A 14,762-nucleotide genomic window follows, 5' to 3' on the forward strand; every position below is an offset into this window, starting at 1 on the left:
GACTGCTGAGAGCGGACTGAGACCGTGCTTGAAGTTCGCTGCGGATCGAACGGCCCGATCGACCTATCGATCCGCCTCGTCCTCGGCGGCCGCCGCGGGCGCGCCCGCCTCACCGGGCAACACGATGCGGATCAGCGCGCCGCCGCGTTCGGACGTATCGATCGTGATGGTGCCGCCGTGTTTTGTCACGACTTGTTTCACAATCGCGAGCCCGAGGCCCGAGCCCGGCATCGAACGCGAGGCGGTGGTCCGGTAGAACCGCTCGAACACCAGCTCGCGTTCGGCGGGCGGGATGCCTGGACCGGCGTCGTCGACCGAGAGTTCGAGCAGCCCGCGCCCCACCTCGGCCATGCTGACCCGCACCTGCGCGCCGGCCGGACTCCATTTCGCGGCATTGTCGAGCACGTTGAGGATGGCTCGTTCCAACCCGGCCTCGTGGCCGTAGACGAACCACGGCCGCAGCGCCGCGACGAACTCGATGGAGCCGCGGCGGCGACGTGCGCGTTCGAGTGCACGCTCGGCGACCTCGCCGAGATCGACACGCTCGTAGACGGTTTCCGGCGCGTCTTCCCGAGCCAGATCGACCAGGTCGCCGACGAGGGTGGACAGCTCTTCGATCTGGGCGACCACATCGGCGCGCAGTTCGGCCATGTCCTCGTCCGGAATCCGCGGTGCGCCGGGCCTGCCCGCCGCGATCAGCAATTCCATGTTGGTGCGCAGCGACGTCAGCGGGGTACGCAACTCGTGGCCCGCGTCGGCGACCAGCCTGCGCTGCCGGTCGCGGGATTCGGCCAGGGCACGCAGCATCGTGTTGAAACTCTCGGTGAGCCGGGCCAGCTCGTCGTCACCGGTGACCGGGATCGGCGTCAGATCATCGGTGCGGGCCACCCGCTCGGTGGCCGCGGTGAGCCGGGCGATGGGCCGCAATCCGGTGCGCCCGACCGCGGTACCCGCCGCCGCGGCCAGCAGCACGCCGCACCCGCCGACCACGAACAGCAGCCACGCCAGCCGGTCGAGCACCTCACGGGTCGGCTCGAGGCGCTGGGAGATCACCAGCGTGACACCCGAATCCATGCGCCGGGCCAGCACCCGCTGATTGTTGAAGGTGCGCAGCGAGGACGTGTGTTCGCCCTTGGCGACCGCGATCTCCTCGGTGCCGATGGGCGGCTTGGTCGGCTGCGGCGGGATGTAGACCGGGAGGCTGTCGGGTGGACGCTCGCCCTCCGGCGCGGTCGGCGAGGACACCGAGAACGGGTAGATCAGGCCGACGCCGATGTTGTTGGAGAACAGCGTCGCCACGCCGAGCGATTGGAAGGCCATGCTGTCGATATCGCCACTGATCATGGTCGCGGCCCTGGCGCGCAACTGGGCGTCGACGTCACCGTAGAGCGCCCGCGCGACCATGGCGTAGGCGGCGATGGAGGTGACCGCGACGGCGATGGCCACCACCGAGGCGGCCAGCAGCGTCACCCGCCAGCGCAGCGAGACCGTGCGGGTCAGCGGCGTCGGCGGGCGCATGGGCGCCGGCTCGGCACCGCGACGGGGCTGCCCCAGCGGCGCCACACCAGCGGCGGTGCCGGATTTTCCCGGCCGTTTGGAAGCTGAACGTGCCATGTCCGCGCCCGCCTACGGCGGCGTCTCCCGTAGTACGTAGCCGACACCGCGCACGGTGTGGATCAATCGCGGTTCGCCCTCGGCCTCGGTCTTACGCCGCAGGTAGCCGATGTAGACCTCGAGGGCATTGCCCGAGGTGGGGAAGTCGTAGCCCCACACCTCCTCGAGAATCCGGCCGCGAGTCAGCACCCGGCGCGGATTCGCCATCAGCATTTCCAGCAGTGAGAACTCGGTGCGGGTGAGGCTGATCGAACGGGTTCCGCGCAGCACTTCACGGGTGACGGGATCCAGCGACAGATCGGCGAACCGCATCGTTTCCGACGTCTCGCCCGGATCGCTGGTCCGGCGGCGCAGCAGCGCGCGCAACCGCGCGAGCAATTCTTCGAGCGCGAATGGTTTCGGCAAATAGTCGTCGGCGCCCGCGTCGAGACCGGCGACCCGTTCGGAAACCGAATCCCGTGCGGTCAAAACCAGAATCGGCAGATCGTCGCCGGTGCTGCGCAAACGGCGGCAGACCTCGAGGCCGTCCAGGCGCGGCATCATCACATCGAGGACGAGCGCGTCCGGTCGCTGCGCGGTGACTTTGTCCAATGCGTCGACACCGTCGACCGCGAGGTCGACGGTGTAGCCGTTGAAGGTCAGCGACCGCCGCAGCGATTCCCGGACGGCGCGATCGTCGTCGACTACCAGAATGCGCATGTCACCAGTTTGACCGCATCGACTGAGAGCGGACTGAGAGGGCTGCTCCGACACGCCGCCACCAGCGCGTTCCGCGACCGAAATGTTTGCCCGCTGTCCGATAAGTGATCTTGACCTGCACATTTACCGGATTGCACGGCCGCGGCTCTCGCACGCGATCATTCGTTCGCGAATCTTGTTCTGCTCGGCCATATTCGAGGTTTAACGTGGGGAACGTCCAGATTGCCGATGCTCCCTCTGCGGGGTATGTTCCCTGCGGTAAAAAGAAGACCTCAGGTTGGTTCTGGCGCGGTTCACATCGAATCCAGAACTCCCCACGCACGGCCGGGGTCACTCGTGATGCGGAGGCGACACAAGCGGATGGAAGCTGCACCGCGACCCTGGCAATTCAGCCTGCCCAACTGGTCGGTTACCCGCAAGGTCGGCATCGTGCTCGTGCTGCCGGTGGTACTGGCCACCGCGTTCGCGGTACTGCGGATCAACAACGAGCTCCAGACCATGGACCAGTTGGACGCCGCCACCGAACAGGCCATCATCATCCGGCCCATCGTGAGATTCGGCACCGCCACCGAACATCTGGCGGTGACCGCGACGTCGAGCTGGGGCAACCCCGCCGACCCGCGCACCGACGCCGCGCTGACCCGTTTCGATCAGGCCTTGGCGGATATGGAAACCGCGCTCCAGGACACCGGGGTCAGCGGCAAGGTGACCGCCGAGCTGTCCTCGGCGGTCGCCATCGGCACCACCATGCGCAACAGCCTGCGCAGCGGATCACCGGCCATGGTCGGGGATCAGGCCGACGAGATCGGCATGCGCATCGGTAACGCGCTCGCGCTCTCACCCTCGGTGGAAGACCTCGTCATCCAGCGATACTTTCTCCAGCTGACCACGATTCAGACCGCCCGCCGCGTGCTCACCGAGCAGCGCATGCTGATCAGCTCGCCCGATGCCGCCCGCAACCCGAGCATGCGGGCACGGGTGCTCACCTCCGCCGGTGCCGAGCTGACCATGATCTATCAGTACGGCCAGATTCTGCCGGAGCTGGCCGGCAACATGCGGCCGCTGCTCGACGCGGTGCAAACGCGTCTGGCGACCTTCAGCCAGAACACCGCCGACCCGGCGAGCAATCCGGCGGTGCTCGACTCGCTGCAGGTCAGTGCCGACACCTATGACGCCACCACCGCGCAGCTGACCGACATCATCGACGCCGCGCTGCTCGACCGCACCACCACCGCGCAGAACAGCGCCCTGCGCGAAACCACGATCGTGATGGCGGTGCTGCTGGCCGGCCTGGCGCTGGCGCTCGCCGTCGCGCGGACCCTGGTGGTCCCGGTGCGCAGGCTGCGTCGCGACGCGCTCGAGGTCGCGCACGTCAAGCTGCCCGACGAGCTGTCGGTGGTGCGTGCCGGTGGCACCACCCCGAAGATCACCCCGGTCGCCGTGCACACCACCGACGAGATCGGCCAGCTGGCCAGGGCCGTCGACGAAATGCACGAACAGGCGCTCAATCTCGCCGCCGAGCAGGCCCGCCTGCGGGTGCAGATCGGCAACATGTTCGAGACCCTGTCGCGGCGCAGCCAGTCGCTGGTGGAACAGCAGCTGGCGCTGATCGAGGATCTGGAACACGACGAGGACAACAGCGAACGGTTGCAGAGCCTGTTCCGCCTCGACCACCTCGCCACCCGCATGCGCCGCAACGGCGACAACCTGCTGGTGCTGGCCGGTACGGCGTTGCGCCGCGGCCAGCTGCAGCCGGTGCCGCTGTCGGACATGCTGTGGAGTGCGGTCTCGCAGGTCGAGGACTATCAGCGGGTCGAGATCGGCACCGTGCCCGAGGGAGTCGTCGCCGGTGAGCCAGCGGTCGACATCGAGCATCTGCTCGCCGAGCTCATCGACAACGCGCTGCGCTACTCGCCGCCGACGACGCCGGTCGCGGTGACGGTCGCGCGCGCGGTCGACGGCGGCTACCTCATCGAGATCACCGACCGCGGCCTCGGCATGTCGGCCGAAGACCTCCAGGCCACCAATGAGCGCCTCGCCTCCGGTGGTGAGGTCACCATCGAAACCGCCCGCCGGATGGGCCTGTTCGTGGTGGGCCGGCTGGCCAAGCGGCACAACATCACTGTCAGCCTGCGCCGCACCTCGACCATGGCCCAGCAGCCCGGTATCACCGCGAGCGTGCATCTGCCCGGCGCTCTCGTCGCACCGGCGATGGACGACGCCGACGGCAAGCCGCCGACCGATCCGTTCGCGGCGCTGCCGCCGGGTACGCCGCCGCAGCGCACCCTGGTGTCGGTGCCGAGCCTGCCGGAAGCTCCCTCCCCCGCACCCGAATCGGAGCCGGTGCCGCTGTCGTCGTGGGGCACCACGAGTAACGGCCTGCCGCAGCGTCGCCCGTCCATCCGGGTGGCGGAGCCGCCGGAGCAGCCGTCCGTCTCGGTTCCGGCGAGCGCGCGCACCGATTCCGGCGCGCAGCGTTCGGGTGCCGAGGACCGTTCCGGCCATGCGCCGTTCGGACCGCCGACGCCGGAGCCGCATCCGGGCGACGCCGCGACCGGCCCGAACCGGATCGTCTCCGCCGAACCGGAGGAAGAGCCGACGGGCCTGTGGGCCGAGACCACCGAGCACCCGATCGTGACCGCGCAGGCGGAGACCATGGCGCCGCAGACCGCGGCCCCGGCGCCGCAGACCGAGACCCCGGAGCCGCAACCGCGGGCCACCACCGCCGGCTCCGGTCTGCCGATCCGGCGCCCGGCCGCGGTGCGCGACGAGCCACAGCAGGCGCCCGCACCACAGCCGGCGCAGCAGCAGCCCGAGACCGTCACCGTCACCGCCGAATCCGCGGTGACGACCACGACCTCGACGCGCCTGCAGCCGGTGGGTGGCGATTCGCCGACCCCGATCTATCAGCGCATGGTGTCGGAGTGGCTGGTCGAGCCCGCCACCGCGCAGCCGTCGAGCGGCACCTGGTCCTCCCCCGCGGACGCGGGCTGGACGGCGGCCGAGGATGCCGCGAAGCCGACCACCAGCGGCCGGACCGTCGGCGGCCTGCCGATCCGCAGGCCGGGTGCGCAGTTGGTGCCGGGTGGCCTGGCCCCGGCGGAAGAAGCGGGCGCTCGTGACCCGGAGGAGATCCGGAACAACCTGACCAGGCATCTCAGTGGGGTCCGCAGCGGGCGGGCCGAAGCGCAGCACAACGACGGAGGGCTTGCATGACCAACCCGAACCCGAACAGCACCACGGACGAGAACCTGAATTGGCTGGTGGCCCGGTTCACCCGGGACGTACCCGGTGTCTCCCACGCGGTCCTGGTGTCGGCGGACGGCCTGTTGCAGGCCACCAGCCCGCATCTGCCCGCCGACCGCGCCGAACAGCTGGCCGCGGTGACCGCCGGCCTGGCGAGCCTGTCCACCGGTGCCGCACAGCTTTTCGACGGCGGCAAGGTGATGCAGTCGATCGTGGAGATGCAGCGCGGCTATCTGCTGGTGATGAGCGTCGGCAACGGCTCGCATCTGGCGGTGCTGGCGAACAAGTCGCACGATATCGGCCGCATCGGCTACGAGATGGCGCTGCTGGTCGATCGAGTGGGCTCGGTGGTTTCCGCCACCGCCCGCACTGCCGTCTGAGTGATCCATGTCCTCATTCGGCTCCGGGCCGTACAACCGGCCGACCACTCGCGTCAGACCCTATGCCCTGACGTCGGGGCGCACCGAGCCCGCGGTGGACCTGCCGCTGGAGGCGGTCATCGAGACCATCTCCTATACCCCGCGCGGTGATTGGCCCTCCGGTGATATCCGCATCGAGATCCTGCGTCTCGGTGCGCACCTGCTCTCAGTTGCCGAAATCGCCGCACACCTGGATCGTCCGCTCGGTATGGTCCGGGTCGTTATCGGCGATCTCGTCGTGGACGGGAACCTGCGAGTGCATTCGACTCTGACCGAACAGGCGAGCTATGACGAACGCCGTTCCCTGATGGAGAGGACATTGCGTGGACTCCGTGCCTTATAGGAGACCGGATCGGGGCTCCGCGCCCGAGGACACCGACAATCGCACCGCGTCGACCAAGATCGTCGTCGCCGGTGGTTTCGGTGCGGGCAAGACCACTTTCGTCGGTGCGGTCTCGGAGATCGTTCCGCTGCGCACCGAGGCGATGGTCACCCGGTTCTCCGACGGTATCGACGATCTCGCCGATACTCCGGAGAAGGAGACGACCACCGTCGCCATGGATTTCGGCCGGATCATCCTGCCGGGCAATCTGGTGCTCTACCTGTTCGGCACGCCCGGCCAGCGGCGTTTCTGGTTCATGTGGGACGACCTGATCCGCGGCGCCATCGGCGCCGTCGTGCTCATCGATACCCGCAGGCTGGAGGACAGTTTCGCGGCGGTCGACTTCTTCGAGGCGCGCAAGCTGCCCTTCCTGATCGCGGTCAACCGGTTCCCGGACGCGCCGCGCTTCCCGATCGCGGAACTGCGCGAGGCGTTGTCGGTGCGGCCCGGCGTGCCGATCGTGGATATCGATGCCCGCAATGCCGTCGAGGTGCGGCAGGCACTGGCCGCGGTGACCGAGTACGCGATCTCGGAGTTGCAGGCCATGGAACTGGAAGGGGCCGCCAGGCATGGCTGACACGCTGGCTTCGGCGACGGGTCTGCTCGCGGCCGGGGCGGACGCCGATATGGAGTGGTTCGCCATGGGCTACTGGCTCATCGGGCTGTCACTAGGGGTGTCCGCGCTCGGCGCGCTGGTGGGCCTCGCGTGTGTGGTGCACGGCAGGCGTTCGGCCCGGTTCCGTCCGGTCTGGCTGGGCGCGGCGGCGATCTCGATCGGTGGGGTTGGTATCTGGCTGGCGACGGCGGTGCCGCTGCTCGGGGTGGCGGTACCTGGGTCGGTGCTGCGTTATGACGCGGCCACGCTGGGTGTTTCGCTGGCGGTGATCGTCATCGCGGTGTTCGCGGGGCTGGTGATCGTCGGGCGTGAGCTGCGGTTGCCGCGGCTGTTGACCGGCGGGCTGGTGATGGGGCTCGGCGCCGGGCTGATGCAGTACCTTCAGTTGTCCTCGGTGGATGTGCAGGGTTCGGTCGAGCTGACGGTGTGGCTGCTGGTGGTGGCCGCGCTGATCGCGGTGATCGTCGCGACGGGATGCCTGTGGGTGTTCCAGTCGATGCAGGTGCTCGCGGCGCGGATCGGCACCATCGTCTTGTTCGCTGCCGGTGTGGCAGGCGTGTATTACACCGGTGTGGCGGCGCTCGGGTTCACCCTCGACGATGCCGCCGAATCCCCGGCGGGGATGCAGTTGTTCGACTTCGTCTTCCCGATGTTCGTGCTGGGTTCGCTGGCGTTGGCATTGCCGATCACCGCGGTGCTGGTGGCGCCGGATCGGCGGGAGCTGGCGGCGGTGGATCCGACGCCGCGCCCGGTGCTCGAGCCGGCGCACTGAGGCCTGGGCGGGGTTCCGGTGACGGCCGAGCAGGAGGCGTTGCTGCGTGAGTTGCGGGCGCAGGTCGGGGAATTGCGCACCGAGATCAGCGACTTGGAGGCGACGGTCGCCGAGCTGGTGCAGCGGGTCGAGCAGTTGGCCGGGCCGTCGCTGTGGTGGCTGTTGACGTTGCCCGCGGCGTTGCTCGGCGAGGTGCTCGGCCGGGTCAGCGCTGTGCTGGGGCTGCCGTGTGGGGGCGCGGCGGATTCTGCGGCGGGGGTCGCGGATTCGGACGGCGGCTCCGCCGCTCCGGAGGACCGGTGATCCTCGCGTTCCATACGCGCCGGTCCCGGTTTCCCGCCGGTCGCTGATAGCCGTCGACTCCTCGGCTGCATCGCGGTGGGGAATCGACACGGCACGGCGCGAGAAGTGCGGTGAGTGAGTTCGTTTCGGCGAGGGCCGGAGAGACTTGGCGATGAGCGGGTTCTCCCTTTCGGGAGAACCCGCCCTCTCGAACGAGGGTACCGGCGGGCTATCCCGAAATCATCAGTGCGGCAGGACTTTTACTCAGGCCAAAAACCAACTCTCAGTACGAAATTCGAGAGTTGGCAATCTGCTCGCAATCGACCCTTCGACTGTATCGCCAAGTCGCCTCACCAGCAACGATAACCAGTCGATTGCCATCGACCGGCGGACTCCAAGAGCGCACGCCGGGTGAACGGCCGGGAAATAGTGGCGCGCCGGTAGCCGACTTCCTCTCGAGTTCAGACCCCCTGACGCCATCCCGCGCGCTATCGTCGCAACGCACATGCAGGTTCGTCCGAAGGAGTTTCGTATGGCCGTCAACGTTGTGCTCGACAAGGTGCTCGACAAGGAGTACGAGAACAAGTCGCTCGCGGAAATCCTCGCCGCGCCCCCGTCGGCGCTCGCCGGCCTCACCGAGGCTCACGACAAGCAGCTGCTGGACGCCCTGAAGATCAAGACCATCGCGGATCTGGGCAACAACAAGTTCTTCCAGCTCGCCGCCGCTCTGGTTCGGCTCAAAGAACAAGAGGGCTGATCACGCCGATGAGATGCGCGGGGCGGCGTCGCGATTGCGCGACGCCGCCCTGTGCACTGCGGGCGAACGGATCCCTCAGATCCGTTCCGGGTCGATCAGCCCGCGCCGCACCGCTTGGACAATTCGGCGCGGAACCCGATGCACGACACCACCGACCGTCACCGGCACGAGGTCCGGCGGTGTCGCCTTCCAGTTCGAGCGACGGCTGCGGGTGTTGGACCGCGACATCCTGCGCTTCGGAACCGCCATGTCAGCCCTCCCCTCGTCCGGGCTGGGGCTGTGCGCCGCGCGCCCGCTTGCCGTACTTCCGCTCGAACTTCTCCACCCGGCCCTGAGTGTCGAGCACCCGGTGCGCACCCGTCCAGAACGGGTGCGAATCCGCGGTGACATCGACCACCAGCAAGGGGTAGGTCTGCCCGTCGGTCCAGACCACGGTCCGGTCGCTGCTCGCGGTGGACCTGGTCAGAAACTGTTTGCCGGTGCTCGAATCCTCGAACACCACCGGGTGGTAGTCCGGATGTATCCCTGCCTTCATCAATCGTCCTTTCTGTCGTGCGGTCGAGGTGCCGCGGGAAGCTCACGGCGCGACCGGATTCGGGAATCGGGCCCGCGGTTCACTCGGCGCCGCGCTGATCGCCCACGATGGGTAGCCCGGTCGACTCGGAGGATTCGCACGGGTCGGCATGCCACTCGCCGAACGGGTCGTCCCACTGCGCCACCCGCTCGGGTGCGCGCTCCACCAACCGCAATTCGTCGTCCTCGACCAGCGCCCAGTGCAGGGCCTGCCGGATATCGGCCGGGTCGGCGTCGTGCACCAGGATCACCAGTGAGACATCGCGGTCGCCGAAGCGGTCGTCCCAGCGCAGCGCGGACATGGCCCGGCGGTCCGGGTCGGCCTCGGCGAGCTCGTCCGGCGTCATCGCGGCCAGCCAGCGGCCGGCGCCGCCGACCCGCAAACCGCCACCGGCCGATTCCAGCCACACCACCTCGTCCGGCTGGGTGGCCAGCCACAGCCGGCCGCGCGCGGTGACCACACCCTCGAACAACACGTCCAGTGCCTCGTGCAGACGTGCGGGATGGAACGGGCGGCCGGCGGCGAATTCGACCAGCGTCACCCCGTGCTCGGTACCCAGCGGTGGCTGACCGCGCAGCAGCGGCGCGTGGGCGTCGAAGATCCGGCCGCGCCGCGAGTCCGCCGGGATCCGCATGAGCAGCGCCTCCACCTCGGCCGGGCCGATCGCCTCGGCCGCGCACCAGTGCACCGGGGCCTGTGGGACGAGCCGGGTGAGGACGGCGCCCAGCCGTTCCCGGTCCAGCGCGTCGACCTGGTCGGCGCCGGTCACGATCAGCGCGTCGGCGAAATCGACCTGGCCGACGGCCACCTGCGCCACCGTGCGGTCGTCGTCGGCGGTGGCGAGGCCACATTCCGCGAGGGTCTCCTCGCCGGTGGCGTCCGCCAGCCAGACCCGCGCATCGGCGCAGGTCAGCACGGCCTCGATGCGCACGTCACGGCGCGCGGGGCCGTCCACCCGTCCGATCACACCGGCGACGACGACGTCATCGATGGCGTGACATACCGCTTCCGCTTCGAAGGCAGGGTCGAGCGCGAGCACGATACGCGTCACCGAATCTCGGGCGGCCAGGGTGCACAGCAGCGGGAGGAGATCCGCGCGCAGCGTGCAGGAGACGCACCCGTGGGCCAGCTCGAGCACCTCGACGCTCTCCCGGCCGCCGTCACACACCGCCCGGCGGACGATACCCTCCCGCAGTTCGGCCAGATCGTGGCGGACGACGACGGTGCCGGGGGCGGCGCCCAACGCACGGGCCACCTGGTCGACGCCCTCGGTGGTGCGCCCGGAGGACCCGGCGACCACCACGACCGGTGTTCTGCGATCGGGAATCACAGCAACCCCTTTCGGTAACGGTTTTCATTAACAGCTCGCCACACGGTACAGTGCCGAGCGGTCGTTGTCGAAAACGATTGTCATCACCTATTGGAGGGAGCCCGCCATGTCGGCCCACTGCCAGGTCACCGGCCGCCGGCCCGGTTTCGGCAAATCCGTCTCGCATTCACACAAACGGACCAACCGCCGCTGGAACCCGAACATCCAGCGCAAGACCTACTACCTGCCCAGCGAGGACCGCCGCATCACGCTCACCGTCTCGGCCAAGGGCATCAAGACCATCGACCGCGACGGGATCGAGGCCGTGGTGGCCCGCATCCGAGCGCGCGGCGACAAGATCTGAGCGGAGAACCACGATGGCATCGAAATCGACCGAGATCCGTCCGGTGATCAAGCTGAAGTCCACCGCGGGCACCGGCTACACCTACGTCACCCGGAAGAACCGGCGCAACGACCCCGACCGCATGGTGCTGCGCAAATACGACCCCGTCGTGCGCAAGCATGTCGACTTCCGCGAGGAACGCTGATGGCGAAGAAATCCAAGATCGCACGCAACGAACAGCGCAAGCAGATCGTCGCCCGCTATGCCGCGCGGCGAGCCGAGCTCAAGGAACTGATCCGCAACCCGGCAACCGCCGACGCCGACCGGACCGCCGCCCAGTCGGCCCTACAGCGCCTGCCCCGCGATGCCAGTCCGGTACGATTGCGCAATCGGGACGCCGCCGACGGACGACCGCGCGGACATCTCCGGAAGTTCGGGCTCTCTCGGGTACGTGTACGCGAGCTGGCCCATCGGGGAGAGTTGCCCGGTGTGCACAAATCGAGCTGGTAGAACCCCTGATCTCGTGAGTAAGGAACCCGACTAATGGCAGTCAAGCGAGCACCGTCGAAGAAGGTCCGAGCCGAACAGGCCCGCAAGCCGAAGAAGAACCCGCTGATCGCCGCCGGTATCGAGACCGTCGACTACAAAGACGTCAACCTGCTGCGAACCTTCATCTCCGACCGCGGCAAGATCCGCAGCCGCCGCGTCACCGGCCTCACCCCGCAACAGCAGCGCCAGGTGGCAGTGGCGGTCAAGAACGCCAGGGAGATGGCGCTGCTCCCGTTCACCAGCCGCTGATCCGCGCCGCCGCGTCCACCAGCTCGCGGCACCGCGATACTCACGGCACCGACGTCCCACCACGACCAAGGCCCCCGATGCGCCATCGGGGGCCTTGTCGTCTGCCGGGCGAACGCGCAGCAGACACGGCGGGCGCCTGCGTTAAGGTGTGCCCATGTCGCTGCGCCGTGGCTGTGCCACCCTGCTCGCCGTTGCCGTCACCGCCTTGCCCCTCGCCGCCTGCGGCGATACCGATGACGGTGCCGCACAAGAGGTTACGAGTTCGGTGACCAGCACCGCGCCGAACACTCCTACCGAGAACCCGGCCGCCGCCACCGGTGAACCGTTCACCGCCGACCCCACCATCGTCGGCGCCCACCCGATCCCGTTCACCTCATGGACCGCCCTGCCAGGCAACCGGATCGCGATCAGCTTCGAGACCGGCGCCCCGGAGTGCTACGGCGTCGACGCCACCGTCACCGAGACCGACGAGGCCGTCACCATCGAATTGCGTTCGGGCACACGGGCCGACGCGGTGGGCAAGATGTGCGTGATGATCGCGGTGTTCGGGACGCTGGAGCTGCCGTTGCAGGCACCGGTGGGCGATCGGGAAGTCCGCAGCGCGGCGTAGGCCGAACGACAACGCTCGCCACGCGGCCCCGACCACCCTGGAAACGACCGACGCCGCGCCGGGCCTGAGCCCTGACGCGGCGTCGTATGCTCGCACGCTCAGTGCGCGAAGTGCCGCGAGCCCGTCAGATACACGGTGACCCCCGCCGCGCGCGCGACGTCGATGGTCTCCTGATCCCGCACCGAACCGCCCGGATGCACAATGGCCCGCACACCGGCCTGGATGAGCGCTTCCGGCCCGTCGGGGAACGGGAAGAAGGCATCCGACGCGGCCACCGAACCCTTGACGCGGTCACCGGCGCGCTGCACGGCCAGCCCGACCGCGTCGACCCGGTTCACCTGGCCCATGCCGACGCCGACGGAGGCACCGTCGTGCGCGAGCAGGATGGCGTTCGACTTCACCGCGCGGCAGGCACGCCAGGCGAAGGCGAGATCGGCGAGGGTCGCGGCGTCGGCCGGTTCGCCGGCCACCAGCGTCCAGTTGGCGGGATCGTCGCCTTCGGCGTCGAGGATGTCGCGCTGCTGCAGCAGTGCGCCGCCGCTGATCGGCCGCAGCTCGACACCGGCCCGGCGAGGCGGCTCGGCCACCAGGATGCGCACGTTCTTCTTGCGCTGCAGCACCTCCACCGCGCCGTCGGCGTAGGACGGCGCGACGATCACCTCGGTGAAGATCTCGGCGACCTGCTGGGCCATCTCCACGGTGACCTCGCGGTTGGCCGCGATCACGCCGCCGTAGGCGCTCACCGGATCGCAGGCGTGCGCCTTGCGATGCGCCTCGGCGATATCGGCGCCCAACGCGATGCCACAGGGGTTGGCATGCTTGATGATCGCCACCGCGGGATCGGTGTGGTCATAGGCGGCACGCCACGCGGCGTCGGCGTCGACGTAGTTGTTGTACGACATCTCCTTGCCGTGCAACTGCCGCGCCTGCGCCAGGCCGGGGGCCCCGTCGTTGGCGGTGTAGAGCGCGGCTTCCTGATGCGGGTTCTCGCCGTAGCGCAACACCGCGGCACGATCCCAGCTGCCACCGATCCAGTCCGGGAAGCGTTCGGTGCCGGGTGCGAGCACACTGGTCATCCAGCTGGCCACCGCGACATCGTAGTTCGCGGTGTGCTGGAAGGCCTTGGCCGCCAGCGCCGTCCGCTCCGCGAGGGTGAAACCGCCCGCGCGCACGGCGTCGAGCACCTTCCCGTAATCGCCGCTGTCGACGACCACACCCACCGACGGATGGTTCTTGGCCGCGGCACGCACCATCGACGGACCGCCGATATCGATCTGCTCCACACATTCGTCGGGCGACGCGCCACTGGCCACGGTCTCGGTGAACGGGTAGAGGTTCACCACCACCAGCTGGAAGGCCTCCACGCCCAGCTCGACCAGCTGATCGACGTGCTCGCTCTTGCGGGTGTCGGCGAGGATGCCCGCGTGCACCCGCGGATGCAGCGTCTTGACCCGGCCGTCCAGGGTTTCCGGGAATCCGGTGAGGTCTTCGACCTTGGTCACCGGGATTCCGGCGTCGGCGATGCGGGCGGCGGTCGACCCGGTCGAGACCAGTTCGACCCCGGCCTCGTGCAGGCCGGTCGCGAGCTCCACGAGCCCGGTCTTGTCGTAGACGCTCACCAGCGCCCGGCTGATCGGCTTGCGGTCGCTGGATTCACTCACCGGGAAACTCGCTCATCTGGAATAACTGCCTTTCGTCCGTCGGAGACAATGCCTCGGGTGGCGACGGCGGCGACAACCTCCGCCAGCAACCGTCGCTCGACAACCTTGATGCGCTCGTGCAGGGTGGCCTCGTCGTCATCGGGCAGCACCTCGACCGCTTCCTGCGCCAGGATCGGGCCGGTGTCGATGCCCTCGTCCACCAGGTGCACCGTCGACCCGGTGACCCGGACGCCGTAGGCGAGCGCGTCGCGGACGCCGTGGGCGCCGGGGAAGGCCGGAAGCAGCGCGGGATGGGTGTTGATGATGCGTCCGCCGAACCGCTTCAGGAACATCGGGCCGAGGATCTTCATGAAACCGGCGGAGACCACCAGATCGGGTTCATGGGCCGCGACCGCGTCGGTCAGCGCGGTATCCCAGGCGCTGCGATCGGGGAAGTCGGCGAGCGCGATGCGGAAATGCGGGATGCCGGCGGCGGCGGCGTGCTCGGTGGCGGCGCAGGTCCGATCGACACCGACGGCGACGATCCGGGCGGGATAGCCCGGCGTCGCGGTGGCCTCGATGAGCGCGCGCAGCAGCGATCCGGTGCCCGAGGCGAGTACGACGACGGTGGCCGGGGCCTTTTCGGATGGGGCCGGGGAGGTCAGCGCTCTACTCCTGGAGTCGGGTCGGGCGGTGGCCGG

Annotated in this window: 19 protein-coding genes; 12 read left to right on the forward strand and 7 right to left on the reverse strand. The window is 68.9% G+C overall.

The annotated features are described in order from the left end of the window. Window positions 1–63: 63 nt before the first annotated feature. Both AC4HOU_RS26710 and AC4HOU_RS26715 read right to left on the reverse strand, forming a co-directional pair. Window positions 64–1,614 (reverse strand): HAMP domain-containing sensor histidine kinase, encoded by a 1,551-nt coding sequence (locus AC4HOU_RS26710; RefSeq protein WP_375139371.1) that lies wholly within the window; start codon window positions 1,612–1,614, stop codon window positions 64–66. Window positions 1,615–1,626: 12 nt separating this feature from the next. Continuing rightward, the gene (locus AC4HOU_RS26715) at window positions 1,627–2,313 is read right to left on the reverse strand and encodes a response regulator transcription factor (RefSeq protein WP_163811279.1); all 687 of its coding nucleotides are present in this window, start codon (window positions 2,311–2,313) and stop codon (window positions 1,627–1,629) included. A gap of 360 nt (window positions 2,314–2,673) precedes the next feature. Between AC4HOU_RS26715 and AC4HOU_RS26720 the strand changes: the two genes are divergently transcribed. The 7 genes from AC4HOU_RS26720 (at window position 2,674) to AC4HOU_RS26750 (ending at window position 8,787) form a co-directional block, all read left to right on the forward strand. Then, window positions 2,674–5,529 carry a sensor histidine kinase gene (locus AC4HOU_RS26720; protein ID WP_195020032.1) on the forward strand — a complete coding sequence of 952 codons (2,856 nt, stop codon included), beginning with the start codon at window positions 2,674–2,676 and terminating at the stop codon, window positions 5,527–5,529. Further along, window positions 5,526–5,939, forward strand: coding sequence for a roadblock/LC7 domain-containing protein (locus tag AC4HOU_RS26725; protein WP_014352949.1), 414 nt, complete (start codon window positions 5,526–5,528; stop codon window positions 5,937–5,939). The genes AC4HOU_RS26720 and AC4HOU_RS26725 overlap by 4 nt, the downstream gene beginning before the upstream one ends. Window positions 5,940–5,946: 7 nt before the next feature. Then, window positions 5,947–6,321: a DUF742 domain-containing protein gene (locus tag AC4HOU_RS26730; protein ID WP_036540042.1), complete on the forward strand. Its 375-nt coding sequence runs from the start codon at window positions 5,947–5,949 to the stop codon at window positions 6,319–6,321. Beyond that, window positions 6,311–6,937, forward strand: a complete 627-nt coding sequence (locus AC4HOU_RS26735) for a GTP-binding protein (protein WP_014352951.1) — start codon at window positions 6,311–6,313, stop codon at window positions 6,935–6,937. The genes AC4HOU_RS26730 and AC4HOU_RS26735 overlap by 11 nt, the downstream gene beginning before the upstream one ends. After that, a complete protein-coding gene (locus AC4HOU_RS26740; protein ID WP_163811275.1) occupies window positions 6,930–7,748 on the forward strand; it encodes an MHYT domain-containing protein in 819 nt (272 codons plus the stop codon). Before AC4HOU_RS26735 ends, AC4HOU_RS26740 begins: the two co-directional genes overlap by 8 nt. 18 nt (window positions 7,749–7,766) lie before the next feature. Then, the gene (locus AC4HOU_RS26745) at window positions 7,767–8,051 is read left to right on the forward strand and encodes a DUF4200 domain-containing protein (RefSeq protein ID WP_194989642.1); all 285 of its coding nucleotides are present in this window, start codon (window positions 7,767–7,769) and stop codon (window positions 8,049–8,051) included. Between the two features lie 511 nt (window positions 8,052–8,562). Continuing rightward, window positions 8,563–8,787, forward strand: a complete 225-nt coding sequence (locus AC4HOU_RS26750) for a hypothetical protein (protein ID WP_163811271.1) — start codon at window positions 8,563–8,565, stop codon at window positions 8,785–8,787. A gap of 75 nt (window positions 8,788–8,862) precedes the next feature. Here AC4HOU_RS26750 and rpmF read toward each other — a convergent pair whose 3' ends face one another. The 3 genes from rpmF to mrf all read right to left on the reverse strand — a co-directional run bounded on the left by rpmF (window position 8,863) and on the right by mrf (window position 10,691). Further along, window positions 8,863–9,036 carry a 50S ribosomal protein L32 gene (gene rpmF, locus AC4HOU_RS26755; RefSeq protein ID WP_163811269.1) on the reverse strand — a complete coding sequence of 58 codons (174 nt, stop codon included), beginning with the start codon at window positions 9,034–9,036 and terminating at the stop codon, window positions 8,863–8,865. Between the two features lies 1 nt (window position 9,037). After that, entirely contained in the window at window positions 9,038–9,322 is a 285-nt protein-coding gene (locus tag AC4HOU_RS26760; protein WP_163811267.1) for a type B 50S ribosomal protein L31, read from the reverse strand. A 79-nt stretch (window positions 9,323–9,401) separates the two neighbouring features. Continuing rightward, window positions 9,402–10,691: a ribosome hibernation factor-recruiting GTPase MRF gene (gene mrf / locus AC4HOU_RS26765; RefSeq protein ID WP_490725522.1), complete on the reverse strand. Its 1,290-nt coding sequence runs from the start codon at window positions 10,689–10,691 to the stop codon at window positions 9,402–9,404. A gap of 106 nt (window positions 10,692–10,797) precedes the next feature. On the opposite strand from mrf, the gene rpmB reads away from it, so the two are divergent. The 5 genes from rpmB (at window position 10,798) to AC4HOU_RS26790 (ending at window position 12,421) form a co-directional block, all read left to right on the forward strand. Beyond that, window positions 10,798–11,034, forward strand: a complete 237-nt coding sequence (gene rpmB / locus AC4HOU_RS26770; protein ID WP_014352957.1) for a 50S ribosomal protein L28 — start codon at window positions 10,798–10,800, stop codon at window positions 11,032–11,034. Window positions 11,035–11,047: 13 nt separating this feature from the next. Beyond that, window positions 11,048–11,218 carry a 50S ribosomal protein L33 gene (rpmG, locus tag AC4HOU_RS26775; RefSeq protein ID WP_163811263.1) on the forward strand — a complete coding sequence of 57 codons (171 nt, stop codon included), beginning with the start codon at window positions 11,048–11,050 and terminating at the stop codon, window positions 11,216–11,218. Then, window positions 11,218–11,523 (forward strand): 30S ribosomal protein S14, encoded by a 306-nt coding sequence (gene rpsN, locus AC4HOU_RS26780; RefSeq protein WP_194989644.1) that lies wholly within the window; start codon window positions 11,218–11,220, stop codon window positions 11,521–11,523. The genes rpmG and rpsN overlap by 1 nt, the downstream gene beginning before the upstream one ends. A 33-nt stretch (window positions 11,524–11,556) precedes the next feature. Then, window positions 11,557–11,811, forward strand: coding sequence for a 30S ribosomal protein S18 (gene rpsR / locus AC4HOU_RS26785; protein ID WP_036540059.1), 255 nt, complete (start codon window positions 11,557–11,559; stop codon window positions 11,809–11,811). 154 nt (window positions 11,812–11,965) lie between these two features. Beyond that, window positions 11,966–12,421 (forward strand): hypothetical protein, encoded by a 456-nt coding sequence (locus AC4HOU_RS26790; RefSeq protein ID WP_194989645.1) that lies wholly within the window; start codon window positions 11,966–11,968, stop codon window positions 12,419–12,421. A gap of 98 nt (window positions 12,422–12,519) precedes the next feature. Here the strand turns inward: AC4HOU_RS26790 and purH are convergent, their stop codons facing one another. Beyond that, entirely contained in the window at window positions 12,520–14,082 is a 1,563-nt protein-coding gene (gene purH, locus AC4HOU_RS26795) for a bifunctional phosphoribosylaminoimidazolecarboxamide formyltransferase/IMP cyclohydrolase (protein WP_163811257.1), read from the reverse strand. Next, window positions 14,079–14,726, reverse strand: a complete 648-nt coding sequence (gene purN, locus AC4HOU_RS26800) for a phosphoribosylglycinamide formyltransferase (RefSeq protein WP_163811496.1) — start codon at window positions 14,724–14,726, stop codon at window positions 14,079–14,081. Before purN ends, purH begins: the two co-directional genes overlap by 4 nt. Between the last annotated feature and the right edge of the window lie 36 nt (window positions 14,727–14,762).

It is taken from the genome of Nocardia sp. JCM 38205, assembly GCF_058222935.1.